This is a genomic window from Mesorhizobium sp. B2-4-17, assembly GCF_006441275.1.
GTDB lineage: Bacteria > Pseudomonadota > Alphaproteobacteria > Rhizobiales > Rhizobiaceae > Mesorhizobium.
This window is the reverse complement of the sequence record NZ_VFUX01000002.1, coordinates 305,188-331,594: the sequence shown is the minus strand read 5'-3', so window position 1 is coordinate 331,594 and position 26,407 is coordinate 305,188. Positions and strand designations below refer to the sequence as shown.

At 63.8% G+C, this 26,407-nt stretch carries 26 protein-coding genes; 7 read left to right on the top strand and 19 right to left on the bottom strand.

What is annotated here, in order from left to right:
• Nucleotides 1-90 precede the first annotated feature (90 nt).
• The 15 genes from FJ548_RS03295 to FJ548_RS03225 form a co-directional block, all read right to left on the bottom strand.
• Complete coding sequence (locus FJ548_RS03295) at nt 91-1,635, bottom strand: Do family serine endopeptidase (RefSeq protein WP_140776783.1); 1,545 nt, start codon at nt 1,633-1,635, stop codon at nt 91-93.
• 147 nt (nt 1,636-1,782) lie between these two features.
• Nucleotides 1,783-2,250, bottom strand: a complete 468-nt coding sequence (locus FJ548_RS03290) for a cytochrome c-type biogenesis protein (protein ID WP_140611192.1) — start codon at nt 2,248-2,250, stop codon at nt 1,783-1,785.
• On the bottom strand, nt 2,247-4,232 hold the full coding sequence (locus FJ548_RS03285) for a heme lyase CcmF/NrfE family subunit (RefSeq protein ID WP_140776781.1): 1,986 nt from the start codon (nt 4,230-4,232) through the stop codon (nt 2,247-2,249). The genes FJ548_RS03290 and FJ548_RS03285 overlap by 4 nt, the downstream gene beginning before the upstream one ends.
• Before the next feature lie 32 nt (nt 4,233-4,264).
• Entirely contained in the window at nt 4,265-4,708 is a 444-nt protein-coding gene (gene ccmE, locus FJ548_RS03280) for a cytochrome c maturation protein CcmE (protein ID WP_140776779.1), read from the bottom strand.
• 8 nt (nt 4,709-4,716) lie between these two features.
• Nucleotides 4,717-5,856: a c-type cytochrome biogenesis protein CcmI gene (gene ccmI, locus FJ548_RS03275; RefSeq protein ID WP_140693594.1), complete on the bottom strand. Its 1,140-nt coding sequence runs from the start codon at nt 5,854-5,856 to the stop codon at nt 4,717-4,719.
• Between the two features lie 128 nt (nt 5,857-5,984).
• On the bottom strand, nt 5,985-6,422 hold the full coding sequence (locus tag FJ548_RS03270; RefSeq protein WP_140693591.1) for a hypothetical protein: 438 nt from the start codon (nt 6,420-6,422) through the stop codon (nt 5,985-5,987).
• A gap of 187 nt (nt 6,423-6,609) precedes the next feature.
• Nucleotides 6,610-8,037, bottom strand: coding sequence for an ATP-binding protein (locus tag FJ548_RS03265; RefSeq protein WP_140776777.1), 1,428 nt, complete (start codon nt 8,035-8,037; stop codon nt 6,610-6,612).
• Nucleotides 8,021-8,686, bottom strand: coding sequence for a response regulator transcription factor (locus FJ548_RS03260; protein WP_056563567.1), 666 nt, complete (start codon nt 8,684-8,686; stop codon nt 8,021-8,023). Before FJ548_RS03260 ends, FJ548_RS03265 begins: the two co-directional genes overlap by 17 nt.
• A 72-nt stretch (nt 8,687-8,758) precedes the next feature.
• Entirely contained in the window at nt 8,759-9,058 is a 300-nt protein-coding gene (locus tag FJ548_RS03255; protein WP_140693585.1) for a hypothetical protein, read from the bottom strand.
• 173 nt (nt 9,059-9,231) lie between these two features.
• Nucleotides 9,232-9,639 carry a DUF3168 domain-containing protein gene (locus FJ548_RS03250; RefSeq protein WP_140693582.1) on the bottom strand — a complete coding sequence of 136 codons (408 nt, stop codon included), beginning with the start codon at nt 9,637-9,639 and terminating at the stop codon, nt 9,232-9,234.
• Between the two features lie 167 nt (nt 9,640-9,806).
• Nucleotides 9,807-10,610, bottom strand: a complete 804-nt coding sequence (locus tag FJ548_RS03245; RefSeq protein ID WP_140611209.1) for an ABC transporter permease — start codon at nt 10,608-10,610, stop codon at nt 9,807-9,809.
• A gap of 5 nt (nt 10,611-10,615) precedes the next feature.
• Nucleotides 10,616-11,449, bottom strand: a complete 834-nt coding sequence (locus tag FJ548_RS03240) for an ABC transporter permease (protein ID WP_140776775.1) — start codon at nt 11,447-11,449, stop codon at nt 10,616-10,618.
• A gap of 12 nt (nt 11,450-11,461) precedes the next feature.
• On the bottom strand, nt 11,462-12,577 hold the full coding sequence (locus tag FJ548_RS03235) for an ABC transporter substrate-binding protein (RefSeq protein ID WP_140776773.1): 1,116 nt from the start codon (nt 12,575-12,577) through the stop codon (nt 11,462-11,464).
• A gap of 67 nt (nt 12,578-12,644) precedes the next feature.
• Nucleotides 12,645-13,739, bottom strand: coding sequence for an ABC transporter ATP-binding protein (locus FJ548_RS03230; RefSeq protein ID WP_140693576.1), 1,095 nt, complete (start codon nt 13,737-13,739; stop codon nt 12,645-12,647).
• Nucleotides 13,740-13,878: 139 nt separating this feature from the next.
• A complete protein-coding gene (locus FJ548_RS03225) occupies nt 13,879-14,775 on the bottom strand; it encodes a LysR substrate-binding domain-containing protein (protein WP_140611217.1) in 897 nt (298 codons plus the stop codon).
• Nucleotides 14,776-14,873: 98 nt separating this feature from the next.
• Here FJ548_RS03225 and FJ548_RS03220 point away from each other — a divergent pair, with 98 nt between their 5' ends.
• From FJ548_RS03220 to FJ548_RS03200, 5 genes are all read left to right on the top strand, one after another.
• The gene (locus FJ548_RS03220; RefSeq protein ID WP_246678544.1) at nt 14,874-16,448 is read left to right on the top strand and encodes an amidohydrolase; all 1,575 of its coding nucleotides are present in this window, start codon (nt 14,874-14,876) and stop codon (nt 16,446-16,448) included.
• A gap of 36 nt (nt 16,449-16,484) precedes the next feature.
• Nucleotides 16,485-17,417 (top strand): dimethylarginine dimethylaminohydrolase family protein, encoded by a 933-nt coding sequence (locus FJ548_RS03215; RefSeq protein WP_140776769.1) that lies wholly within the window; start codon nt 16,485-16,487, stop codon nt 17,415-17,417.
• Nucleotides 17,418-17,642: 225 nt separating this feature from the next.
• A complete protein-coding gene (locus FJ548_RS03210) occupies nt 17,643-19,796 on the top strand; it encodes a penicillin-binding protein 1A (protein ID WP_140776767.1) in 2,154 nt (717 codons plus the stop codon).
• 111 nt (nt 19,797-19,907) lie between these two features.
• A complete protein-coding gene (locus tag FJ548_RS03205) occupies nt 19,908-20,492 on the top strand; it encodes a DUF1214 domain-containing protein (protein ID WP_140611225.1) in 585 nt (194 codons plus the stop codon).
• Nucleotides 20,485-21,054, top strand: coding sequence for a DUF1254 domain-containing protein (locus FJ548_RS03200; RefSeq protein WP_140776765.1), 570 nt, complete (start codon nt 20,485-20,487; stop codon nt 21,052-21,054). Before FJ548_RS03205 ends, FJ548_RS03200 begins: the two co-directional genes overlap by 8 nt.
• A 49-nt stretch (nt 21,055-21,103) precedes the next feature.
• Here the strand turns inward: FJ548_RS03200 and FJ548_RS03195 are convergent, their stop codons facing one another.
• The gene (locus FJ548_RS03195) at nt 21,104-21,289 is read right to left on the bottom strand and encodes a hypothetical protein (RefSeq protein ID WP_140776763.1); all 186 of its coding nucleotides are present in this window, start codon (nt 21,287-21,289) and stop codon (nt 21,104-21,106) included.
• Nucleotides 21,290-21,501: 212 nt separating this feature from the next.
• On the opposite strand from FJ548_RS03195, the gene FJ548_RS03190 reads away from it, so the two are divergent.
• Nucleotides 21,502-22,530, top strand: coding sequence for a hypothetical protein (locus FJ548_RS03190; RefSeq protein WP_140776761.1), 1,029 nt, complete (start codon nt 21,502-21,504; stop codon nt 22,528-22,530).
• On the opposite strand, the gene FJ548_RS03185 is transcribed toward FJ548_RS03190, so the two are convergent.
• The 3 genes from FJ548_RS03185 to FJ548_RS03175 all read right to left on the bottom strand — a co-directional run bounded on the left by FJ548_RS03185 (nt 22,508) and on the right by FJ548_RS03175 (nt 25,442).
• A complete protein-coding gene (locus FJ548_RS03185) occupies nt 22,508-22,855 on the bottom strand; it encodes a DUF1491 family protein (protein WP_140776759.1) in 348 nt (115 codons plus the stop codon). The two genes, FJ548_RS03190 and FJ548_RS03185, sit on opposite strands and share 23 nt — an antisense overlap.
• Before the next feature lie 84 nt (nt 22,856-22,939).
• Nucleotides 22,940-23,719, bottom strand: coding sequence for a peptidoglycan-binding protein (locus FJ548_RS03180; RefSeq protein ID WP_140776757.1), 780 nt, complete (start codon nt 23,717-23,719; stop codon nt 22,940-22,942).
• Complete coding sequence (locus tag FJ548_RS03175) at nt 23,694-25,442, bottom strand: HAMP domain-containing sensor histidine kinase (protein WP_140776839.1); 1,749 nt, start codon at nt 25,440-25,442, stop codon at nt 23,694-23,696. Before FJ548_RS03175 ends, FJ548_RS03180 begins: the two co-directional genes overlap by 26 nt.
• Nucleotides 25,443-25,975: 533 nt before the next feature.
• Here FJ548_RS03175 and FJ548_RS03170 point away from each other — a divergent pair.
• On the top strand, nt 25,976-26,326 hold the full coding sequence (locus FJ548_RS03170; protein WP_140611240.1) for a DUF5330 domain-containing protein: 351 nt from the start codon (nt 25,976-25,978) through the stop codon (nt 26,324-26,326).
• Nucleotides 26,327-26,407 lie beyond the last annotated feature (81 nt).

Here is a 26,407-nt window from a genome sequence, read left to right as displayed (position 1 = left end):
GAGCACGATGACTGACTAACGTACCCGGCTCCATGCTTTCCCACGCGGTGGCTCGGGGGTGTTGAAACCGCCGCATTGGAAAAGTCGTTTTCAGCCCTTGGCGACCGGCAGCGCGACGAAGCGGTTGTTGTCGTCACGGGTGATCTGCATCAGCACCGCCTTGCGTCCAGACTTCACCGCTTCGGTCATCGCCTTGCTGACGTCCTCGGTACCGTTCACTTCGGTCGAGTTGACCGCGGTGATGACGTCGCCCGGCTGGATGCCGCGATCAGCGGCATCGCTGTTGGGATCGACGTCGGTCACCACCAAACCCTTGCCGTTTTCCGACTTGGTGACGGTCAGGCCGAGATCGGCCAGCGTGTCGGGCTTTGCCGGAGCGGCGGGCTGCTGCTGCTGGTCGTTCGAAGCTTGCTTGTCGGTGGCCGGCAGCTTGCCGAGATCGACCTTGACCGTCTGGCTCTTGCCGTCGCGCCACACGGTGACATCGACAGACTTGCCCGGCGAATAGGCACCGATCAGGCGGGCCAGTTCCTTCGGCGACGCAACGTCCTTGCCGTCGACCTGGGTGATGACGTCACCAGCGGCAATGCCGGCCTTCTTGCCGGGGCCATTGTCCTGGGCGCTGGACACCAAGGCGCCATTGTTGGATTTCAGGCCGAGCGATTCGGCGATGTCCGACGTGACCGGCTGGATCTCGACACCAAGCCAGCCGCGTTGCACGGCGCCGCTCTTCATCAGATCGTCGACGACCTGCTTGGCGGTCGAGGCGGGAATGTCGAAGGCGATGCCGACGCTGCCGCCGGAGGGCGAGAAGATAGCCGTGTTGATGCCGACCACCTGGCCGTTGAGATTGAAGGTCGGACCACCCGAATTGCCGCGGTTGACCGAGGCATCGATCTGGAGGAAATCGTCGTAGGGGCCGGCGCCGATGTCACGGCCGCGCGCCGACACGATGCCGGCGGTGACGGTGCCACCGAGACCGAACGGATTGCCGACGGCCACGACCCAGTCGCCGACGCGAACCTTGGCATCGTCGGCGAAGTCGACATAGGTGAACTTGCCGCCGCCTTCGACCTTGAGCACTGCGAGATCGGTGCGCGGATCGGTGCCGATCAGCTTGGCGTCGAGTTCCTTGCCGTCATTGGTCACCACGGTGAAAGCGGTGCCCTCTTCGACGACGTGGTTGTTGGTGACGAGATAGCCGTCCTCGGAGATGAAGAAGCCGGAACCCTGAGCCACCGGACGCGGTTGGTCATTGTTGCGGTGCCCGAAGCGGCGGTGCCCTTCGTCGTTCTGACCACCCTGGTCGCCAAAGCCGCGGAACTCCTTGAAGAAGCGGCGCAGTTGCGGATTGTTGGGAAGATTGTCGAAACCGTCCTGACCGTCGGAGCCGTCGTCCGCAGTCGACTGCACCTTCGCCTTGACCTTGACGCTGACCACGGCGGGCGAAACGCGCTCCACGACATCGGCGAAGCTCGGAACCTGCGGGGCCTCGACGCGCACCGCGTCGGCCAGAACAGGGCTCGTTCCGCTGGTCAGCGCGCCAACGCCGATCGCGCCGGCAACCGCAACGGACGCGACGGCAGCCAGAAGACGCTTGCGGGTGCGGGAATATGAATTGGGGGCAATATTCATGGGTCTTTCATCCTCTTTCAAAGGGACGCGCCTTGATCGGCATCCTCAAGAAGGAGAATTAGAGCGGCGCACATTACAACGCCATTTCCGACGCATGAAACTTTGGTAATGTTGGCGGGCTGCCTGGCGGCCAGACGACCTTGCCTGTCAGTCGCGGCGCAGGATCGCGTCCAGCGCTGCCTGTTCGTCGGCCGAGAGGGATTTTGTCGCCAGCTTCCGACGCGAGCGGGCGTTCAGCGCGATAAACATGCCGCCCACCAGGAGCAAAAGAACAGGCGTGCCCCAAAGCAGCGCGTTGCGCAGGTCGAAGCGAGGCTTCAACAGCACGAACTCGCCGTAGCGCGAAACCACATAGTCCATCACCTGCTGGTCGCTATCGCCGGCGACGAGGCGCTGGCGCACCAGGATGCGCAGGTCGCGGGCAAGGTCTGCATCGGACTCATCGATCGACTGGTTCTGGCAGACCATGCAGCGCAGGCCTTCCGACAGAGCCCGGGCCCTCGTCTCGAGCGCCGGATCGGCCAGCATCTCGTCGGGCTTCACCGCGTGCGCGGCACCGGCGAAGAGCAGTGCCAGCAGCAGGACAATCGAGGTCAGGGAAAGCCTGGGCTTCATGGCAGGCCCGCCGGCGCCACCGCCTGCTTGCGACGCCGCGAGGGCGCGCCGACGCGCAGGCGTCTGTCCATCAGCGACATGCCCGCACCCGCCATCATCATCAGGCCGCCGCCCCAGATCAGCGTCACCAGCGGTTTCCACCACAGGCGCACCACGACCGAACCGTCCTTGCCTTCGTCGCCGAGCGAGATGTAGAGCTGGGAAAGACCGAGCGTCTTGATGCCGGACTCGGTCGTCGTCGTCTGCCGGACCGGGTAGAAACGCTTGGCGGAACTGATTTCGCCGACAGCGCTGCCACTGATGCCGATCAGTTCGAAACGGCCGCGATCCTCGCTGTAGTTTGGCCCCTGCGCCGGATAAAGCCCGACGAAACGCAGCGTATGGCCTGACAATTCCACGGTCTCGCCGGCACGCATCGTCAGGATCTTCTCGGTACCGAAGGAGAGCGTGGCGACGATGCCGAGCAAAGTCAGGCCGAGGCCGAGATGGGCCAATGCCGTGCCGAACACCGAGCGCGGCAGGCCGGCGAGGCGCCTGACCATAACGGCCGGGGCAACCGATCCAACGCCCGACTTGACGGCAAGGTCGGTGAGCGCGCCGGCGACCAGCCAGACGGCAAGACCGATGCCGAGTGCGGCGAATACCGACGCCCCGTCGATGAACAGACCGGTGACCAGCATCGCCGCCAGCGCCAGGGCGAAGGCGGCCATCAGGCGCTGCGACGCGGCGATGATGTCGCCGCGCTTCCAGGCCAGCAGCGGCCCGAGCGGCACGAGGACCAGAAGCGGCAGCATCAATGGGCCGAAAGTCAGATCGAAGAACGGCGCGCCGACCGAGATCTTGTCGCCTGTGAGTGCCTCCAATGCCAGCGGATAGAGCGTGCCGACCAGCACGGTGGCGGTCGCCGTGGTCAGGAATAGATTGTTGAGCACGAGCGCGCCTTCGCGCGAGATCGGGTGGAACAGGCCGCCGGCCGTCAACCTCGAGGCACGCAGCGCAAACAGCGCCAGCGAGCCGCCGATGAACAGCGTCAGGATACACAGGATGAAGACGCCACGCGTCGGATCGGTGGCAAAGGCATGCACTGAAGTGAGCACGCCCGAACGCACCAGGAACGTGCCGAGCAGCGACAGCGAGAAGGTGAGGATGGCGAGCAGCAGCGTCCAGATCTTCAAGGCCGAGCGCTTTTCCATGACGATGGCCGAATGCAAAAGCGCGGTGCCCGCTAGCCACGGCATGAAAGAGGCGTTCTCGACCGGATCCCAGAACCAGAAGCCGCCCCAGCCGAGTTCGTAATAGGCCCAGTATGATCCCATGGCGATGCCGCCGGTCAGGAACATCCAGGCGACCAGCGTCCACGGCCGCACCCAACGCGCCCAGGAGGCGTCGATGCGGCCCTCGATGAGGGCAGCGACCGAGAAGGAAAAGCAGATCGAGAAACCGACATAGCCGAGATAGAGCAGCGGCGGATGGATGGCGAGGCCGAGATCCTGCAGGACCGGGTTGAGGTCGCGACCCTCGATCGGCGCTGGATTCAGCCGGATGAAAGGATTGGACGTGACCAGGATGAAGAGGAAGAAGGCGGCACCGATCGCGCCCTGAACGGCAAGCACGTTGGCGCGCAGCGTGGCTGGCAGATTCGAGCCGAAAGCTGCGACAAGCGCGCCGAAGAAGGTCAGGATCAGCACCCAGAGCAGCATCGAGCCTTCGTGATTGCCCCAGGTTCCGGTGATCTTGTAGATCAGCGGCTGCAGCGAATGCGAGTTTTCCCAGACGTTCGCCACCGAGAAATCGGAGTTCGCGTAGGCACTCGCAAATGCTGCGAAGGACAGCGCCGTCAGCGCAAAGCCGGTCACCGCGACGGGGCCGCCGACGGCCATCAGGCGCTGGTTGTTCAGGCGCGCGCCAAAGAGCGGCACGATCGTCTGCACCAAGGAAAGCGCAAACGCCAGGACCAGGGCGAAATGTCCGGTTTCAACCATGCGCGCAGTTCACTCTTGCTCTGCTGCCGGAGCTACTCACTCTTGCTCTCCTGCCACACACCTTTGGCCTTGAGGCCGTCGGCAACTTCCTTGGGCATGTAACGCTCATCATGCTTGGCCAGAACGCCATCGGCAACGAATACGCCATCCGGACCGAAGGTGCCCTCGGTGATGACGCCCTGCTCTTCACGGAAGAGGTCAGGCAGGATGCCGGTATAGGTGACCTTGACCGATCTATGCGTGTCGGTGACTGAAAAGGCGACGGTCGCGCCCTGCCCGCGCTGGATCGTGCCTTTTTCGACCAGCCCCCCCAGCCTGATGCGCTGGCCGGGCTGGACGCTGGCGGTGGTGAGATCGGCCGGCATGTAGAAATAGGAGGCCTTCTGGCCAAGCGCGTAGAAGGTCAGTCCCGTGGCGGCGGCCAGGAAAGCCAATCCTCCCAAGATGACCGACAATCGTTTCTGCTTGCGTGTCATGACACGTTCTACTCCGTCGCCGTCAGGCCGAGCGACGCGGCAAAGGCGGTGAATTTCTTGGCCTCGTCACTGCCGGCGCCAAAGACGGCGATGGCGCGCCCCAGAGCATCGCGCGCCTGATCGGCCTTGCCCAGCACAACGTAGGAACGAGCGAGCCGCATCCATCCTTCCGCGTCACGCGGATTTTGACGCAATTTCTCGTCGAGGCTTGCGACCATCGTGTTGATCATCGCTTCCCGATCCTGCGGCGACATGGAGGACGCGGCGTCGATCTCCGCGGCATCAGGGCCTTTCGCGGCGGCGCTGGAAGCAACTTCAGGCGTGCCGGATTTGGCCAGTGCCTGTTCGACCGCGCCGCGCCATGGCGAATCCGGTGGCAACGTGCCCAGCATCGCCTGCCAAGCCGTGATCGCCTCCTTGTTGCGCCCCTCCTGCGCCAAAGCCATGGCGAGATAGAAGCGGGCCTTCGCATTGGCCGGATCGAGCTTCAGCGCCGCCTCGAAGGCATCCTGGGCATCGGCGGAAACAACGCCACCGGCTGCACCGGCGACTGCCTCGCCAAGGCCGGCCTGGCGGACGGCGCTGTCGCCGTCGAGGCGGATGGCGTTGCGGTAGGCGGCCACCGCGTCGGAAAAGCGCTGCATGCGCAGATAGACCGGGGCCAGAACCTCCCATCCCCTGCCATCGGAAGGATTGGCGGCAAGGTGGGCTTCGGCCCGTGCCACCAATTCGTCGACCGAACTGTCGGCCGGATTCTTGGTCAGCCGCTCGCCGAGCGGCTGCGATGGCAGGTCGGGCGAACCGATCTGGCTGTAAAGACCCCAGCTGACCAGCGGCACCGCCAGCACGGCCATGGTCGCGATCAGCCTTGCCGTGACGGACGTCTGCCTGTCTGATGTCTTGCCGGCTCGATCCGCACTGTCGAGGCGAAGGATGCGGCGCGCGATCTCGGCGCGCGCTTCGGCCGCTTCCGCCGGCTGGATCAAGCCACGCGCGGCGTCGCGGTCAAGCTCGGACAATTGATCGCGATAGACTTCCAGATCGTGGTCGCCGCTCGACGACGCGCCCCTGGACCCGCCGGCCAGCGGCAGCAGCACCGCCAGGCTCGCACCCAGCGTCAGTATTGCAGCTATGACCCAGAACAGCATGGTTCTTCCAATAACGGCAGAGCCGTGCCCTGCCAACACAGACATCCTGCGACGCTTTGACGGCAAGCGCGCCGAATGTCCTTGATCGACATCAACCGGCCGGCTTCCCACCGGGGCCGGTCGGGATATCAGGTCAGCGGTGTCCAGCTGCCGTCGGCATTGCGGCATGCTGTTCCGTGGGCCGTGACGCCCGCTCCGCCGGTGAAGACGGTCTGCGTGTACTGGCGGCAGTCCTGCGAGCCGACCCGATAGGGTTGGGCTGGAACCACCTCCCCATAATGCGAAGCCTGATCACCCTTCCACGTCACCTTCTGACCGCTCGTCGTGTATTCGAGCGCCTTGTATTCTGCCTCCAGCGCGCTGCGCTTCTCCGCGTCGCTGAGGCTATTGCCGATCGACCCGCCGACGAGGCCGCCGCCCATCGCCGAAATGATCGACTTGGTGACCTTGCCGGCCGACGGAGGCGTCGAGGCTGGCGTCGGCGCGACAGTAGGACCCTTGCTGCTCAAGGTGGTGCAGCCGGATACGGCCAGCAGTGCGGAAACAAGCGCGACGCGAATCTTCATGCCAACAACCGGTTCTCTTGAGTTGGAGCCTGCCATGGATGCGCCGGGGGCCGCGTCATCGGAGAAGTGGGCGTGGCCATAGCGTTGATATTTGTCGGAAATTTGGCCACTGCCGGCCACTCCGGGATCAATCGATACGCCGCCATACCATGCGCCGCCCATCGGTGTCGATTGGCCATGGAAAGCATCACTGAAGGCTCCGCAATCGCACCGCCGCCTTCAATCCGCCCATGCCGGACCGTTCCAGCGCCAGGACGCCGCCATACTCGTTCACAAGGTCGGCGACAATGGCGAGGCCCAGACCTGTCCCGGGCTTTGTCTCATCGAGGCGGCGTCCCCGCTTCAGGGCTTCGCGCGCCTTGTCCTCGGGGATGCCCGGCCCGTCATCCTCGATGCTGATCTCGAACAGGCTCTCATCCTTGCTGACCAAGGGCACGACCGAGACCGCGACGGCATTCTTCGCCCATTTCATCGCATTTTCGAGAAGATTGCCGAGCAGTTCCTCGAGGTCCTCGCGCTCGCCGGCAAAGACGATCTCGGTGGCCGGCAGCGACAGCGACAGGCTGGTCCGCGGGTTGAGCTTCTGCAGAACCCGCACTATGCGCTGCACCAGCGGCGCCACCGGCGTGCGATAGACGACGCTGTCGCGTTGCGCCGCGACGCGGGCGCGCTGCAGGTAATGGTCGACCTGCATCTGCATGGAAGCGGCCTGCTCGGTGATCAATTGTCCCTTGGCGCCGCCAAGCGCGCGGCCTTCGTTGAGCAGCACCGCGAGCGGCGTCTTCAGCGAGTGGGCGAGATTGCCGACCTGGGTTCGCGAACGCTCGACAATGCGTTTGTTGTTTTCGATCAAGGCATTGGTTTCGTTGGCTAATGGTTCGATCTCGGCCGGGAAGCGGCCGTCAAGCCTCTGCGCGGTGCCCTCGCGCACCATGGCAAGGGCGTTGCGGACTCTGCGTAGCGGTTGCAGGCCGAGCAGGATGGCGATTGCGTTGATGGCGATCATGCCGATGCCGAACAGGCTGAGATAGGTCAGCAAGCGGCGCTGGAAGGTGCTTATCTCCTGCTCCAGTTCGGTCTTGTTGCCCATGACGCGGAAGCGCGCGGCGCGGTTCTTCGCATCGAGGACGAACTCGCTCTCGAACACCACCAGTTGCTCGCCGTCGATGCCTTCGGCCGCATAGCTGCGCTGGAAGCTGGCGTTGAACGGCACTTCAGCAACGCTCGGCGACGGGATCGATGTGGTCATCGAGGACGAATGAAGGTCGCCATGCACGCCTTCCGAAGCGGGCTCGACCGACCAGTACCAGCCCGAATTCGGCTCCGAGAACCTGAGGTCGCCGAGGTCGGGAGCGCCGGTGAGAGCGCCGGTGTCGGAAACACCGACGGAGCCGATCAGGTTGAACAGATGCGCCGAAAGCAGGCTGTCAAAACCGCGTTCGCTGGCCTGGCGATGGAGCGTGGTGATCAGGGTGAAGATGACGACAAGGGTCAGGATCGCCCACACGGTGGAAAAGGCGATCACGCGGAACGTCAGCGAACGCGGCCACAAACGCAGCGAAAGCGGCGTCCTTGCGGTTGGTTTGAGCGGTTCCGAGTTACGCCTCCGGCTCACGCATGCGGTAGCCCATACCGCGTACGGTTTCGATCATGTCGATGCCCATCTTCTTGCGCAACCGCCCGACAAAGACTTCGATGGTGTTGGAATCGCGGTCGAAATCCTGATCATAGAGATGTTCGACCAGTTCGGTCCGCGATACGACTTCGCCCATATGGTGCATCAGATAGGCAAGCAGGCGGAATTCATGCGAGGTCAGCTTCAGCGGCACCCCGTCGACATCGGCCTTCGAGGCCTTGGTGTCGAGGCGCAGCGGCCCGCATGTCAGTTCGGACGAGGCGTGGCCCGCGGCGCGGCGGATCAAGGCCCTGACCCTCGCCAGCACCTCCTCGATATGGAACGGCTTGGTGACATAGTCGTCGGCGCCGGCGTCGATGCCGGAGACCTTGTCGCTCCAACGGTCGCGCGCGGTCAGGATCAGCACCGGCATCTTGCGGCCGCCGCGACGCCAGCGCTCGACGACGCTGATGCCGTCCATCTGCGGCAGGCCGATATCGAGTACGACGGCGTCGTAAGGTTCGGTATCGCCGAGGAAATGACCTTCCTCGCCGTCGAAGGCACGGTCGACGACATAGCCGGCGTCGACCAGCGCGTCCGCTATCTGCCGGTTGAGATCCTTGTCATCCTCGACGACCAGTACGCGCATGCGGAGATCGATACCTGTTGAAGTATTCGGCTCAGATATAGGCCGATTCCCGCGGCCTGGGAAACGGCGGGGTCAGTTCTGCGGAACGACAATCTCGGAACGGCGCGGTCGCTGTCCGTCCTTGCCAGGCACCAGCACGACGATGACGCAGACCGGTTGGCCACCACGTGTCGACTGCGAGGCCTTGGCCAGCGTTCCGCCATTCTGCGAGGCCACCTGCAGGCCGATCGCGTAGCAATCCGACGCTGCCAGGACGATCGGGGTGGCCTGGTCGGGCGCGATGGCCGGCACCGCCATCGCCTGCGACGCAAACATCCCGGCGGCACAAAGCGCCAGGGTCGCGGTTCGGAAATGGGAGCGGAGCGTTTTCATGACCGGCGTTGTAACGCTTCGGTGCTGAACGTGAAATGAACGGTGATCGATACAAAAACCATGTCCGCTACACCCCTGAAACGCGCGACGACCGATCGCGATTTGGACGCCCCAACCCGACAAAATCACGGAAACGCCAGTCTAGACTCCGTTTCAGTCATATTGAAAGCGCCTCAGGCATTTTCCTGCGTCAGCGCCCGAAACCGCAGCAGCCCGTGATGCACAAGGAGCTCCTCGTCATAGCGGGCTTCGGTGAACTCAAGCGACAGCCGTGTCTGGCCGCGAGGGCCTATCACCAGCACCGCGTCGGCAAGGCGTGCCTTGATGGCGTCCATGATGGCAAGCGTTTCGGCATCGCCATGAGCTTTCGACCAGACATGCAGCGTGATCAACTGATCGTCGTTGTTTTCGACGCCCGTATCCCAGTCGAAGGCACTGGTCTGGCCACAGGTCACATACGGGAAAGCGGCGTTGTCGGCCGCCCGTTCGAGCAGACCGGCACCGCCCAGCAACGCCGACAGCGATGCATCGCTTTTCAGTCTCAGAAACAGGGCCTGCTGCAAATCGCCGGGCGCGGTCATCGTCCTTTTCCTCAAATCGTTGCGCCATCGACAATGCTTTTCCGAAGCCTGTCCATGTCTGCATGCCTTGCCAGATATAGCGGTTCGCCACGCGAAGGCGATGGCGATTCGTCACCGTGATCATGAATGCCGATGATCTCGAAAATACGACTTCGCCGGCACACCCGTCAGCGCGTGCGTAGCCTGACGATGAAGCTGCGCACCGCAAGCACCAGCACGGTGATGATGATCAGGATCACGGACAATGCAGCGATCGCCGGGTCGATATTGTCGCGCAGGCCCATCCACATCAGCCTGGGCAGCGTTATGGCGTTGACCGAAGTGATGAACAAGGTGACGCCGATCTCTTCCCAGGAGAGCACGAAGGACAGCAACGCCGCGGTGATGATGCCGAACTTGATGTTGGGCATGATGACGCGGGTGGCGCGCTCCCACACGGTGGCACCGAGGCCCCGAGCGGCTAAGTCGATGCGCCTGTCCAGTTGACTGAGCGACACCAGCATCAGCACGGTGGCGAAAGGCACCGTCATCACCGAGTGCGCCATGGCGACGCCAAGCCAGGTATCATAGCCGAAGAACGAGCTGAAACCGGAGATCGAGGTCAACAGGAAGTAGAGCGTGATCGCCGAGACCACTGGCGGCACCACCATGGGCAGCAGCACGAAGCCGACGAGCGCTGCCGTGAAGCGCGGCTGGAACATCCAGACGCCGAGACTGAAGCATAGCGCCAACACGGTGGAGAAAGCGCTGCTGACCACGCCGATCCGGATAGAGAGCAGGATCGAGTCGATCCAGCGCGGATCCTCGATCAGCGAGCGGTAGTGACGCAGCGACAGTTCACCCGTCGGCATCGCCAGCATGCGGCTTGGCGTCAGCGACACCGGGATGACAGCCAGCAGCGGCATCAGCAGAAACAGCGCCACGAAGGCGGCGATGACGAGCGAGACGGGTCCGGGACGATAGGTCGGCATCTCGGCTACACCAATTGTTTCGGCCTGATATAGCGGAACAGCAGCGCCATCAGCGCGCCGACGAACAGCACCAGCACGACACTGATCGCAGCGCCCAGCCCCCAATCCGGGCTCTGGAAAATCCTGAGATAGATGAGTTCGGCCACCATGACGCTGCGGCCGCCGCCGAGGATCGCCGGCGTGACGAAGAAGCCCAGCGAAAAGACGAAAACGATGAGGGCCGAGCCGATGATTCCGGAGCGGGTCATCGGCACGAAGACCGACCAGAAGGTGCGCATGCGGCTGGAGCCGAGACCGCGCGCCGCCAGAAGGACGCGGTCGTCGAGGCTGCGCATGGCCGATGCCAGTGGAAAGACGGCGAAGGGGATGAGGAAATGCGTCATGCCGACGATGACGCCGAATTCATTGCGCACCAGGGTCAGCGGTTCGGAGATGAAGCCGATCGCCTGCAGCCAGGTGTTGATCAGCCCGCGATTGGAGAGCAGCGCCACCCAGCCGAAGGCGCGGGTCAGCACGGAAATCCAGAAGGGAACGAGAATGCAGAACTCGGCGATAAGGCGCTGCGCCGGCGTGCCGCGCACCCAGATAAGGGTGATGGCATAGGCGGCGGCCACCGAGGCGACCGTGACGATTGCCGCGATGCGCAGCGTCCTGACGAACACCGATTGCACCAGATCGTCGGTGAGCAGCGCGTCATATTGCCCAAGCCCCGGCGTCGGCAGCGTGAAGCTCCATTTGACGACGCCGAGGAAAGGCCAGGCATAGGCCAGCACAAGGAACAGGAGCAGCGGCGCCATCAACAGCGCCGCGCTCGTCCTGTCGGAAAGATAGGACCGCATCCTTGCCCTGGATCAGGCGGAGATGATCTTGGTGTATTCGTCGAGGGCCGCCCCGTAATTCTTGGCGTACCAGTCCATGTCGAGCGGAATCTGCTTCTTCATGTTTTCCGGGTCGACAGGGTTGATGCGCTTCTTGTCGGCGGGGATCAGCGCGTCGGTGGCCGGATTAGCCGGACCCTGGCCCAGCTTGTCGAACATGATCAGCTGCTTTTGCGGATCCTGGGCGCTGGCGATGAACTTCATGGCCGCATCCTTGCCGCCCGGATTGCCCTTGAGGACGGCAAGCGCGCCGGGCGAGATCAAGCCCTGGTCCCAGATGAACTTGATCTTGCCGCCGGAGTCCTGCTCGATCAGCGAGGCGCGTGTCGACCAAACGATAGCCATCGAGGCCTCGCCGTTGAGCAGCACGCTCTGGCTCTCGGCGCCACCGCCCCAATAGGCGACGACGTTTTCCTTGAAAGCGGCGATCTTGTCATGCGCGCGCTTGAGGTCGAGCGGATAGAGCGAGGCCGGCGCGATGCCGTCGGCGAGAAGGGCAGCCTCCCAGCTCGAAACACCCCATTTGTAGAGCGAGCGCTTGCCGGGGAACTTCTTCACGTCGAAGAAATCGGCCATGCCGGTCGGCGCGTCCTTGCCGTATTTCTCGGAATCATAGGCGATGATGTAGGAGAAGAAGTAGGTCGAGGCGGCATAGTCCCAGCCGAAACCCGGCCGCATCTTCTTCTTGTCGACGACGGTGTAGTCGATCGGCTCGAGCATGCCCTGGCCGCCGAGCGTGATGGCCGAGAACGGATCGACATCGACGAGATCCCAGGTCGGCGCGCCGCTCTTGAACTGCGCCGCGATAGCGCCCTCGGTCGGGCCCGAGCCGTCCATCTTGACGACGATGCCGGTTTCCTTGGTAAAGGCCTGGCCATAGGCGGCGTCATAGGCGGTGATGGCGTCGCCGCCCCAGTTCACCAGCACTAGTTCCTTCGCGGCGGCGAAGGCACCGGTCGAGCGCAAGAGCATCGGCGTGCCGGCCAGAACGAGTGCTGCAAGCTGCGTGAACTGTCGGCGCGAGATCTCACCGCGACCTGCCCTGGCGGACAGGCTCGCGATGGCTTGTTTCTTGGTGTCGTTGGTCATGTCAGTTCCCCTTATTGTCGTTGATAGTACCGGAAAGTGGTGTGCGAATGTCTCGCCACACCGATCGTCATTGCCCTCCGTCCGGAAGGAGGAAACCCTTTTCCGCCGGCCAGGTCAGCCACACGGAATTGCCTTTGCTGAGCGCGGCGGCGGCGACTTCATTGGGTACCGACACCGTGACCTTGGCGCCTTGCCTTGTCGTCAGATCGAGCCGCGTCGCGGCGCCGAGATAGGTCGAGTTGGTTGCTGTCGCGGCGACGCCGTTCTCACCGGCCGAAGCCTCGCCGGCGATGGACATGTATTCAGGCCGGATCGCCAGTATGGCGTTCCCACCGACGGAACCGGGGTTGCCGCGCAGGCTGACGGCGCGGTCCTCGCACAGGCCGGTGGCGCCATTGTCGGCTCTGCGCACGCCTTTCAGCGGCAACATATTGATCTCGCCCAGGAATTCGGCGACGAAGCGGTTGGCCGGCCGGTCATAGACCTCGTCCGGCGCGCCGACCTGCAGCAATTTACCGTGGTTGAAGATGGCGACGCGCGACGACAGCGCCAGCGCCTCGCTCTGGTCGTGGGTGACGAAAACGAACGTGGTGCCGGTTTCCTGATGCAGGCGCTTCATCTCGGCCTGCATCTGGCCGCGCAAGCTCTTGTCCAGGGCGGAAAACGGCTCGTCGAGCAGGAGCACGCCCGGCTCGAACACCAGTGCGCGGGCAAGCGCCACGCGCTGCTGCTGGCCGCCGGAGAGCTGCGCGGGCAATTTCTTCTCGTGACCGACCAGACCGACGCGCTCGATCATCTCCCCGACGCGCTTCTTGATCTCGGCGGCTGATTTCTTGCGAACCTTGAGAGGGAAAGCGATGTTCTGCTCCACGCTCATGTGCGGGAACAGCGCGTAGCCCTGGAACACCATGCCGGCGGCGCGCTGTTCGGCCGGACGATCGGTGATGTCGGTGCCGTCGCTGAAAAGCCTGCCCTCGGTCGGCTGCACGAAGCCGGCCAGGATCATCAGAAAGGTGGTCTTGCCCGAGCCGGAGGGGCCGAGCAACGTCAGGAACTCGCCGCGACCGATATCGAGCGTCAAATTGTCCAGCGCCCGGAACGAGCCGAAGCTCTTGCCGATCCCGTTCGCCTTGATTTCCGCCGCCCGGCCGGGTTGCTGCATCCTGCCTCTTCCTCAATCCCGGATGAAATCGTAGGCAGGCGCGCGGCTCACCGCAACCGAATAGTTTTCGCCTGATCGGCAAATTTGATTCACGTCTGGTAGATGGGCAGGTGGCGGTCGGCGGTTTCAACGCCCCGCGTCAATATTTCGCCAGTCTGTTTTCCGACAGCTTCGCCCTGAGCCAGTCGCTGAAGGCATTGAGCACCGGATGGCCGGCCTTGGCGTGCTCGAAGACAAGATAGTAGGACCGCGGCGAGGGGACCGACGCCTCGAACGGCTTGACCAGCCGGCCTTCGCTCAGTGCCCGGCGGCCGGTCAGTTCGTCACCCATGGCAATGCCCTGGCCGGCGACCGCCGCCGAGAACACGAGGTTCATATCGGAAAAGAAGATGCCGCCTTCGGTGTCGGGGTTTTCCACCTTGGACAACGCCAACCAGCGCGCCCAGTCCTCGGTGTCGCCGAGATGGAGCAGGTTGGCGCGCAGCACGTCGGCGGGTTTGGAAAAGCCGCCGACCTTGTTGAGCAGCGTCGGGCTGCAGAGCGGCGTGAAGAAGACTTCGCACAGCAGCTCCACCGATCGGTTCGGCCAGTTGCCGACGCCGAAGGCGATGAAGGCGTCCGCTTCCGCATTGCTGACGTCGTCGAGCCGCCGCGGCGTCAGCACCGAGAGCGCAACATCGGGATACATCTGCTGGAACTCGCCGATATGGGAGCACAGGAACATCGAGGCGAAGCCCGGCGGGCAGGAGATGGCGAAGGAGCCGCCGACGCCTGCGCCGCTGTTTTGCGTGCCCGCGTCGCCGAGCACTGTCAGCGCCTTGCGCACGTCGGCGGCGTAGCGCTGGCCGCGCGGCGTCAACGCCACGCCCTTGCCGATGCGCTGCAGCAGATCGAAGCCGAGGTCGCGTTCCAGCAGCCGAAGCTGATGCGAGACGGCGCTGCGGGTCAAACAGAGTTCGTCGGCGGCGCGCCACATGCTGCCGTGACGGGCGAAGCTGTCCAAGGCGCGTAGCGCCTGCGTCGAAGGTATTCGCAAAGGGACCTCAGGTGAACCGAATTTGCACGAGCCGGGAAAACATATCACTTTTTGATAAGCCGCTTCACTGCTTTCTTGGGCCCATGGAGAAATCCGTGATGACGTCAGCACAAGAAACCGCGCTCGCTTGCATCGACAGCATCCAGCCGCTGCTGTCGGCCTGGACGCGCACGATCTTCGATTTCGGCGAAACCGCCTGGCGCGAATACCAGTCGGCCGCCTGGTATGTGGCGCGGCTGAAGCATGAAGGCTTTTCCGTCGAGGAAGGCTCGGGCGGCATGCCGACCGCGTTCTGCGCCCATTGGACGAACGGCGCCGGACCGACGATCGGCATGTATGCCGAATATGACGCCGTGCCCGGCAACTGCCAGGATGCGATGACGGTCAAGCAGCCCCGGCCCGGCCTTGGCGTCGAGGCCGGCGGGCACACCGACCCGCATTCAGGGCTCGGCATGGCAAGCCTCGGTGGCCTGCTTGCCACCAAGGCCGCCATGCAGCGACACGGCATTCCAGGCACGCTGCGCTTCACCGGCGAGCCGGCCGAGAAAGTGCGAGGGTCGAAGCCGATCCACGCAGCCAGGGGCTACTATGATGGCCTTGCCGGCATGATATCCTTCCATCCCTTCTACATGCTGCCGCTCTGCAACACGGCCCGCTGGGACACGCATTGCGGCGCGGCCTACGCCATGATCTACCGTTTCATCTGCGACGAGCCTCAGAACTGGGCACGCGCCGCGAGCGACGGCGCACCGATTCCGCAGGCGCATTCGGCGGTCCGCGCCCCCGGCGCCAACGACGCGTTGATGACGATGTACATGGCCTCCAAGGCACTGCGCGATTCCATGCTGCCGCACCAGGGCGGCTGGTCGATCAGCGAGGCGATCCTGACCGCGGGCCAGGCCACCGCCGACAATCTGCCGGCGGGGCTGGCCGAGATCCAGTACATGATCCGCGTGCCGACCATCGGCATGGCCGAACAGGTCACCGCCGTGCTCGACCGCAATGCGCAGGCTGCGGCCGCGATCAGCGGCTGCCGCTACGAGCGGCATTGGGTGTCGAAGTCGCGCCCCGGGCTGGCTAATCACGCCATGGCCGAGATCGCCTATGATGCGTTGTCGACGGTCGGTCCGCCACGCTGGGATGAGGCCGCCAAGGCGATCGCGCGCGAGATCCAGGTCAATGCCGGCGGCACCGCGACCGAGAATCCGTTCATCGATGAGCTGGAGCGCTTGGTCGACCCCAGGCAAGCCGAGGCAATCCTGCGCCGCGACCTGCCGCCATCGCAGGTCAATTCGACCTCCGACGATTACACGGACATGAGCTGGCACGCGCCGACAGCGCGGTTCTACGTCGCCCGACCGGCCCTGCGTTCGGCAGATGGCCACCCCTATCCTGCATGGGTGATGAATGCGCTGGGCGGCATCTCCGCGACCATTGATCCAATGGTCACCTGCGCCGCCAAGACAATCGCGCTGGCGGCGCTCCGCCTGCTCGAGGACAAAGCCGCCCGCGACAAGGCGATGAACGAATTTACCACCCGCACCGGCGGCGGTGTTGGTGGCGCGAACTGGATCGCGCCGCTCTGCGACTACGAACCGCCGATCAATTTCCGCTGGCCGGAATATGTCACCACGGCGCGCGGTCGCGACTGGTGGATCCCAAGCAATGCATGACCCGATCCACTTGAGAACAAGCACGAGGAGAACCCCATGACCGTTCATGACCGCATCGTCGCCGAACCGTTTTCGCTGCAGCGCCGCAATCCCGCCGGCGGCACCAAGCCGCTGACCGTCTGGGGCTTCGCCAACGAAACCGATGTGCTGACCGACGTGCTGCTCGGCTCGCCCAATTTCCTGCGTCATCTATCGACCAGTTCGCTGTCCAGAAAGCATCTGCGCGAAGCGCCCTGCAACGTCCAGATCGCGCAGGCCCAGCACAAGGATCTGGTTGCCGCCTATGAGCATTTCGGCGTCAACGTCCACTGGCACGAGCCGACGCCGGAGCTGCCGATGCAGGTCTATTCCCGCGATTCCAGCGTCATGACGCCCTATGGCGCGATCATCACCGCCATGGCCAATTGGTGGCGGCGCGGCGAGAACTACGCCGCCATCCGCACCTATGAAAAGCTCGGCATCCCGATCTACGACATGGTCACCGCCGGCACCTTCGAGGGCGGCGACTTCAACGTCATCGAGGACGGCGTGGTGCTGATCGGCTGCGGCGGCGCCCGCACGCAAGAAGAAGGCGCGCGCCAGGTGCAGGCCTGGTTCCAGAAGGAAGGCTGGGAGACGCGCATCGCCTTCATCGACGAATACTACGTCCATATCGACCTGATGGTGGTGCCGATCGCCGAGAAGCTCACCGCGGTGTGCCTGGCCTGCACCGAGCCCGGCATTGTCGACTGGCTGAAGGGCAAGGGCCACGAGATCATCGACGTTCCCTTCCAGGACACGATGGCGCTCGGCTGCAACTTCATGTCACTCGGCAAGGACCGGGTGATCGCGCCGACCTCCAGCAAGACGTTGATCGCCCAGCTCAAGGCGCGTGGCTTCGAGGTCGCGGCCGTCGACATGAGCGAAATCTCCAAGACCGGCGGCGGCATCCATTGCATGGCACAGGCGCTGAAGCGCGAAGCGGCCTGACAGCCCGGCAACGGCAGAACCACGCCCGCCCGCCGGATCGAGAATCTGGCGGGCGGGCGCTCCGCTTGGCAGCTGCCCTGCCCTTTCCATCGATAAACCTTGCAGCTGTGTCCTCGCCGCCCTTGTGAGCGTGCGCAAAATGGACGAATAGTCAGGACAGGGCGCCGCCCTGAAATTGCCCGCTTGCGGTTTTCAGGTCGCGTCACAGCCGAGCCGGGTTTTTGAATGGTCCGTCCTGAACCGCGCAAGAGAAGAGGTCCGATCGCCTCCCGCCTTCTGGCGCTGGACGCATGGCTCGATTCCTCGCTCTATGAGATCGGCTTCAAGGCGCGCCAGTTCTGGGAAGCAGCGACGATCTTCTCGCGGCGCTTCCGGCTGAAGGGCTGGCGCCGCGGCATCATCGAACTTTTGAGCGAGGGCTTCACGCTTGGCGCCGGCGGCATGGTGGTGATGCTGGCGCTGGCCATTCCGGCTTTCCAGGATACGGCCGGCGACTGGCGCGCCCAGGGCGACTTCGCCGTCACCTTTCTCGACCGTTACGGCAACGAGATCGGCCAGCGCGGCATCATCCAGCGCGATTCCGTACCGGTCGACGAGATGCCCGATCATGTCATCAAGGCGGTGCTTGCCACCGAGGATCGTCGATTCTTCGACCATTACGGCATCGACGTGCTCGGCCTGTCGCGCGCGATCTTCGAGAACGTGCGGGCGAACTCTGTCGTCCAGGGCGGTTCCAGCATTACCCAGCAATTGGCCAAGAACCTGTTCCTGACCAATGAGCGCACGTTCGAGCGCAAGATCAAGGAAGCCTTCCTGTCGCTGTGGCTCGAGGCCAATCTGTCGAAGAAGGAAATCCTGCAGCTCTACCTCGACCGCGCCTATATGGGCGGCGGCACATTCGGCATCGAGGCGGCGGCGGACTTCTATTTCGGCAAGAGCGTCAAGGACCTGAACCTCGCCGAGGCGGCGATGCTGGCCGGCCTGTTCAAGGCGCCGACCAAATACGCGCCGCACATCAACCTGCCGGCAGCGCGCGCCCGCGCCAATGTGGTTCTGTCCAACCTCGTCGATTCCGGCTTCATGACCGAGGGCCAGGTGCTGCAGGCAAGACTGCATCCGGCCGACGTCGTCGACCGCGGCGAACAGAAGAGCCCCGACTATTTCCTCGACTGGGCCTTTGACGAGGTCAAGAAGATCGCCAAGCCCGGCCAGCACTCGCTGGTGGCGCACACCACCTTCGATGCCAACATCCAGAAGGCGGCGGAAGAGTCGGTCGAGTTCCACCTACGCCAGTTCGGCAAGGAGTATAACGTCACCGAGGGCGCCGTGGTGGTCATCGAGACCAATGGCGCGGTCCGCGCCATAGTGGGTGGCCGCGACTACGGCGCCAGCCAGTTCAACCGGGCCACCAAGGCGCTGCGCCAGACCGGCTCGTCGTTCAAGCCCTATGTCTACGCCACGGCGATGGAGCATGGCTTCACGCCCAACTCCGTCATCTCAGGTGGCCCGATCAGCTGGGGCAACTGGTCGCCGCACAATTACAGCGGCGAGTCGGCGGGCAACATCACGCTGCTGATGGCGATGGCCAAGTCGATCAACACGGTGCCGGTGCGGCTGGCCAAGGACCATCTCGGCATCGCTCCGATCAAGGCGATGGCCGAGGCCATGGGGGTAGAGTCCCCTCTCGAGGGGCACAAGACGATGGTGCTCGGCACCTCGGGCATGACCGTGATGGACCAGGCGACAGGCTACAGCGTGTTCGCCCAGAACGGCTTCGTCGGTTCCCGGCACGGCATCACCCAGCTCGTCACCCGCACCGGCGAAGTGGTGTATGACTGGACCAAGGACGCGCCACCGCCGCACCGGGTGCTCTCGGAGCAGGCGCTGAAATCCATGAATACCATGCTGGCGGCCGTGCCGGTGATGGGCACGGCGCGGCGCGCGCAAATTCCCAACATCGTCGTCGCCGGCAAGACCGGCACCACGCAATCCTATCGCGACGCCTGGTTTGTCGGCTTCACCGGCAATTACACGGCGGCGGTGTGGCTGGGCAACGACGATTTCACCCCGACCAAGAACATGACCGGCGGCTCGCTGCCGGCAATGGTGTGGCAGCGCCTGATGGTCTACGCGCACCAGAACATCGACCTGAAGCCGATACCCGGCATCGACAAACCATTCGTCGACGAGGAGACCGCGGCCAAGGCGGCAGAAGCGCAGAAGAAGAGCGAGGACCAGGCTGCGGCCGACGCCGACGCCGAGAGGCCGCCAGTGCTGTCCAGCAGGACCACGCAGACGCTGAGGGACATGACGCAGCTGTTCCAGGCGGCACCCAAACTCGACGCACCCCCCGCGCCCGAAACACTTTCGGCGCTGTGACATCGGCTCGAGCGCCGGCGCGGCGAACTGGCAAATCCATCACGCCCGCTTGCCACGAGGCCCCGCGTCGCGATATCCCCGAACGGCAATCCTTCATGCACCCGGCTTTTCATGCTCAAGAACGCCTTCCTGATGCTGCTTTCGCTTGCCATAGCCATTGGCGGCGGGGGCGCCAGCGTCTGGTATGCGCTGAAGGTCCAGGACGGCGTCGGCGCGATCAGGATCGGCCAATGGACCGCCTTCCCCGACATCGGCACCCCGGCCGCCGATCCCTACTCCAAGGCGCGCGTGGCGCGCGAGGGCGTGCTTGCGCTCGGCCGCGCCGAGGGCCTGTCCTTCGTCGCGGAGGATGATGCCGCCGGCAACCAGCTCAAGCGGGAATGCGCCTACAAGATCGAGGGCGGATTTCCGACCGCCCGGTTCTGGACACTCTATGCCGCCGATCAATCGCTCGGCGTCGTCGAGACCGGCAAACCGAGACTTGCCGCGCTTCAGTCCTATGAGGTGCTGCGCAAGCCCGACAATTCGGTGATCATTTCGGTCGGCCATCACCCGATGCCCGGCAACTGGCTTTTGACCAACGGTTCCGGAAGGATGTATTTCGTCCTGACCTTCTACGACACACCGATCGCCAGCAGCACCGGCTTGTCGGACGTTTCGCTGCCCAGGATCGTGAAGGCCGGCTGCGATGCGTAATTTCCGGGCCGCACTACGCCGTCTTTTCCATGCCGTCCTGCTCGGCCTCGTCGGCGCCGGCATCGTGCACATCGTCGTGCTGCTTCTGGTGCCCGAGTTTTCCGAACGCGACGCCTGGTCGCGACTGTCGATGGCCTCGGACCTCTACAGGATGAACCGGCTCGATGCGGAGGCGGGCGGCGCGCCGGTGGTGAAATCGGTCGATCCGCTGTTTTATGCCGCGGCCTGCCGTTTCGACCTCGAGGAAGGCATGGTCCGGATCAAGGCGCCGGGAAACGTGCCCTTTTGGTCGGTGTCGGTCTATGACCGCAATGGCCACAATGTCTATTCCTTCAACGACCATACGGCGACGGGCGGCAAGCTGGATGCCGTCGTGCTGACGCCGGCGCAGATGATCGACGTGCGCAGGGACCTGCCCGAAAATCTGCAGGGTGCGATCTTCGTCGAAGCGCCCATAGACGAAGGCATCTTCGTCATCCGCAGCTTCGTGCCGGACGCCAGCTGGATGCCGATCGTGTCACGCTTTCTCGATCAGAGTTCCTGCGAGCTGCAGGATTTCTAGGCCACGATCGTGGCCAGCGTGACAGGCAAGGCCGCGGCTTTCGCAAAGCTCAGTGATGCGGCACCGGCGTCCTTGGCGCCCCCGGCTTGTCGGGCCCGGCTGGCCGCGCTTCCCCGGCATTGGACCGTTCATAACGGATGCCGGGAAAGATGATCACCGCCGCCGGTATTTCGGTGGTTTGCTTGGCTCGATTGGTTGGTGCCGCACGCGGCACGAAAGACAGTACCATGCCCATGGTTCGCGCATTCCTCTCGGTTTCCCCGGAGCACAACGCAACGCCTCCAAATATCATTAAGGCCGGCAGAGGGTTAACGGAGCGCTAACGGATCGCCGCTAACTTGATCTTTGTTCCCAGGCCAGAAAGTTCTGACCGAGGCAATCGCTAAACCGACGCGGTCCCGGTTGAGCATGATCAAGACTGTGTATCTGTTATCAGGCGTATCCTTCGTGTCATCTTCGGACTTCAGGCAAATCGCGATACGAACGGAATCGGGAAAGGCCGAGAGGCTGTTCCGCGCCGCGGTGTCGGCGTTCTGCTCGCTTACCCGTCCGTCGCGCCGCGAGATCGGCCAGCTCGAGGATTTGACGCTGCCTTTGTTCGACGAGGTGTCGGTCGAATCGCGACGCTATGTGGCAGCCGCCCTCTCCGAATGCGAATATGCGCCGGCCGCGCTGGTGCGTCGCCTGTGCGAGGAGCCGGTCGACATCGCCGCGCCGTTGCTCATCCGCTCGCGTGCCGTCAGCGATATCGACCTGATCGCGCTGATCGGCCGGCATGGGCTGCCGCATGCCCGGGCCATCGCGCGCCGCAGGGACCTGAACCCGACCATCGCCGATCTGATCAGGGCGCTCGAAAGGCCGACATTGGTGCGGGTGCGGGATCCGGAGGAGCAAATCGCCACGCCACCAACCGTCGCAACCGTAAATGCGGAAGCGGCCGAACACCACGCGAAACAGTCCCCCGGCACCGCAGCCGAGAATGCGCGGCGCAGGCTGCGCTCCATGATGCGCACCGGCGACGAAGCATTGGCGGCGAAGGTCGATGCGTTTCCCGGCTCGGATAGCTATGTCAAACTGCGCGAAACCGCGCTGACGGGAAACGCCGCGTTCTTCCAGACCGCGCTCGCCGATGCCCTCGATATGGATTTCTCGACCGCGCGATCGCTGACCGCCAACCAGAACTATGCCCCGCTGCTTGAGGCGCTGCGCTCGCTCGATCTGAGCGAAGACCGGGCATTTCTGATCACGGTCGCCGTCTATCCCAGCCTGTTCCCGCATCCGCAGGCCATCCGCACCTATCTCGACCGCTACCGTCTGCTGCATCGCGACGTGGCCCTGGACAGGGTGCGGGCATGGAAAGCCGAAGCGGTGTCCAAGATGGTGCGCGAAGGCGCGCCGGCAAACAGCGACCGCCGCAAGGCCTCGAACAGCGACGAAGCCGAGGCTCCCGGCCTCAGGGCGTCTTCACGGAAATAAGCTCCTCGACAGGAACAGTCCCCGCCTCGATCTCGAGCACCCAGATGTCGGGATCGAATTTCTTTTCCCTTTCAAGACGGGCATCGAGCACGGCTGGGTCATCACCCGCGGCAAGAAGGCTGAAGAAGCGGTCGTCCGGCTTGGCCGAATCATAACTTGTCTGCGGCGCCGGCCCGTAAAGGGCCATTTCACCCAGCCGACCCCGCGCCAGCACGAAAACAGCGCCGGCCTCGGTCGCGCCACGATTGACCACAGCGGCAAATCCGCCGGCGCCGAAAACCCGGCGTAACAGGGCCGAGACCCACAGATCCGATGTGACGCGCATGAAAACTCCGCAAAACGTGCGGAGCTATCTATCGATATTTCCCTCGCTGGGCGAGCGGTCGTTTCGGGCCTTGTTGGTCGGAGCTCAATTGGTGAGGCCGATCTCGCGCATCTTGACGTAGACCATCTCGTCGGGCTCGCCGGTCTGCGGCAGCCCGAACAGCGACTGGAACTCCTTGATCGCCGCCTTGGTGCGGGCGCCGACCTTGCCGTCGAGCTGCATGTCGTCATTGCCGAAGGCTTTCAGACCCGCCTGGATCTTGACGATGCGGGGATCAGGCCCCTGCAATGCGGCGTTGGTCTGTTCGCCGCCCGTCTGCAACGATACCGGAACGGCGGCCGGTGGCATGTCGGGACGCGGCTGCGGTTTGGGCACGGCAGCGGTGTTCGGCGTTGCGCCCAGTTGATCCAGCAGCAACGCGTCGATCTCGCCGGAAGCGTTGAGACCGACCTTCTGCTGATAGGCCTGTATGGCCTTGCGCGTATTGGGGCCGGAAATCCCGTCGACCGTGCCGGGATAAAAGTCGAGGTCCTTCAATATGCCTTGCACCTGCTCGACCACCGGATCGCCCTTCATCGGTGCGGGCGCCGAATTTGGCCGAACGATATTGATCGTGGTCTCCGGCTCGTCGGCGGTATGCGGAAAACCCTGGAAGTTGCGGGTGGCGAAGAATGCCCCGGCATGCGGGAAAGGCTGATACCACAGCGCGTTCGCCGAGACATAAAACAGCGTCACCAGGAATGCCGTCGATCCGCCCACCAGGACAGGATTGCGCGAAATCATCCCGCCAATAGCAATGGCGCCGTCCTGAAAGGCGTTGCTGCGGCGTTTGACCGCTTTAGCCTGTTTTGCGGAGCGAGCCATTTCGGTCCCCTTTCGCCCTCGTCACCGGCATTGTCAGCACCCCTGCCTGGTTCACCGGGCGCCCCTTCGGCCCATTGACCGGCAGGCTGATGGTCACCGTGGTGCCCTCGCCCGGCATGCTTTCGATCGACATCGTGCCTTCGTGCAGCGCCACCAGCCCCTTCACCAGCGACAGGCCAAGGCCGGTCCCCTCGAACCGGCGCGTATAGTCGTTCTGGATCTGCATGAAGGGCTTGCCGAGACTGGCGAAATCCTCCTCCGCAATGCCGATGCCGGTGTCCCTGACCCAGAAATGCAGACGCGAGCCGATCCGCTTGGCGCCGACGACGACATCGCCGCCATCGGGCGTGAACTTGATCGCATTGGAGACAAGGTTGATAAGGATCTGCTGCACGGCGCGGCGATCGGCATTGATGTCGCCCGCGTCGGGTGCGATCTGCGTCTGCAGGTCGATGTTCTTGGCTTGCGCCTGCAGCCGCATCATGGACTGGCACATTTCGACGGCCTCTATGAACCGGAAGGGCTCCGGCTCCGTCGCGTAGGCCCCCGATTCGATCCTCGATACGTCGAGAATGGAGGTCACGACGGCCAGCAGATGCTGGCCCGAATCCCGCACAAGGCCGACATATTCCTTCTGGCGCGGATCCTTGAAGGCGCCGAACATCTCATGCAGCAGCATGTCGGAGAAGCCGATGATGGCATTCAGCGGCGTGCGCAGTTCGTGGCTGACCACCGCCAGGAACCGCCCCTTGGCCACCTCGGCGGCGGCCGCCGCCTCATTGGCTTTCGCGAGGTCTTCGCGCAGCCGGGCGGTCTCGTCGTTCTCGCGCAGGACAAGCGTGAAGACGTCGCTCTGTTCCTCGCCGCGCACCAGCTCGAGCAAGAACGGCCGATAGTTGTCGGCCGTCAGGCGGTTGTCATTTTGGCCGTTGCCGTTCTGGGGCAGCCTGACGCGCAGTTCGACGCGGCGCGACAGGGCGCCATCACGCATGTCGGCCAGGGCGCTGAGATAGGAGACCCGATCCGACAGATGGACGCGGTCGAAGAAGCCGGTTCCCGAAAGCAGTTCAGGCGGCAGTTTCAAAAGGGTGCGCGCCTTGGCGGACGCATCCAGGACCTCGCCGTGGCGGGCGACGCTCAGGACCACCGCATCGATAATGTCTTCCAGCCGATCGCCGCTATCCACCGCATCGGCCGCACCGACGCTATCAGGAAAAGCCGACATGCGCGGGACAAGCGTCAGCGCCCAGGCCAGCGGGACCAGCCAATGCCAGGCGGCGATCTGCGCGCCCGCGAATGGCAAGAAGGCCGCGGCCAGAGGCTGAAGGGCAATGGCTGCGATGGCCGCCACAGCCCCAAAAAGTGCCGCACGCCGCGTGGCGCCGATCCACCAGGCCTCGAATGGCAGCGCCACGGCAAGCATGGCGACAGGTGAGCTCAAACCGCCGGCGGCGGCGATGAGACCGCCAAGTGCAACAGACGCCATCACCAGCGCGATCCGTGCTGCCGCGACCATCCTTCCGGTCGCCGCCACCAGCAAGGCGACGAACCAGCACAGACCGAAGGCCGCGAAGATGGCGGCGATGGTCACGGCGGCGCCCATGCCTGATGTAACCAGCGTGACCGCGGCACCGGCGGCGAAGAACGGCGCGGTCAGCATGACGCCAATGAACCGGCGCTGGCGCTCGCGGTCGCTTTGTCCGAGAAGGGAGGGATGGACCATACGGTCGCAACCGGCGGCAATCGCGCCGGGCAATTCAGCGTATCTGGCCTTGATCGGCATCAACTCAACGCACTCGCACTCGTCGTGAACAGCTCTGCTTTTGCAGATTATCTTGGTTGGCTCTGAAACTCGCATCCAGCGTTTAAGGAATGGATAAGGCAGGAGCGACCAAGGCTCGGCCCGCGGCAAATATCGGGGTGGCGACGGTCGAAAACCCGGGCAAATGCCGCCATAGTAAATGGAGAGTTATCCGGGAACGCCTGGCGGCAGCGGACCATCGGCGGGAAGAGAACTGCCTGAATTCAACAAAACCGCAATGGAAACAATCAGATAAATGGTTATCGGAGGGTTACGAAAATCGACCCGATGTGAAACAAATCCACGGCAAAACGCCTCGTTTCGAATTTGCCTAAAATTTGAGGAAAATTTTCGTCTAACCTGCAAGCCGTCCTTTGTGGCCGTATGCCAAGATCCTGCCCATAAAAGAGGTCATGCCATGTGACGCATGATCCGGTCACGACAAGAGGCAAGGCATGTTCTTTCTGATAAGAATGGCTTTCTGGTTTTCATTGGTGCTGCTGGCGCTGCCGCTGAGCGTCGGTTCCGACGAGCCGGGGCAGGAAAGCGTCGGGCCGATCCAGGCCTTGTTTGCGGCACGTGACGCGGTGGGCGACATCGCCGGCATCTGCGAGCGCAAGCCCGATGTCTGCGAAACCGGCAAGTCGGCCATGCACACCATCACGGCACGCGCCAAGGAGACCGCCAAGATCGCCGCCGCCATGCTGGACGACAAGCCCGCCGGTCCCGATACCTCGACGACGACCGGCAGCGTGGCGGACGAAATCGTCCTGCCGGAGACCGTCAACCTGCCAGTAAGGAATTAAGCCGCCTCGACGGCGCATCGCGGACCGTCTGCCCTCTCGACGCCCGCGGTGTCCCTGTTTTTTCCGTGACGCGACGCCGCC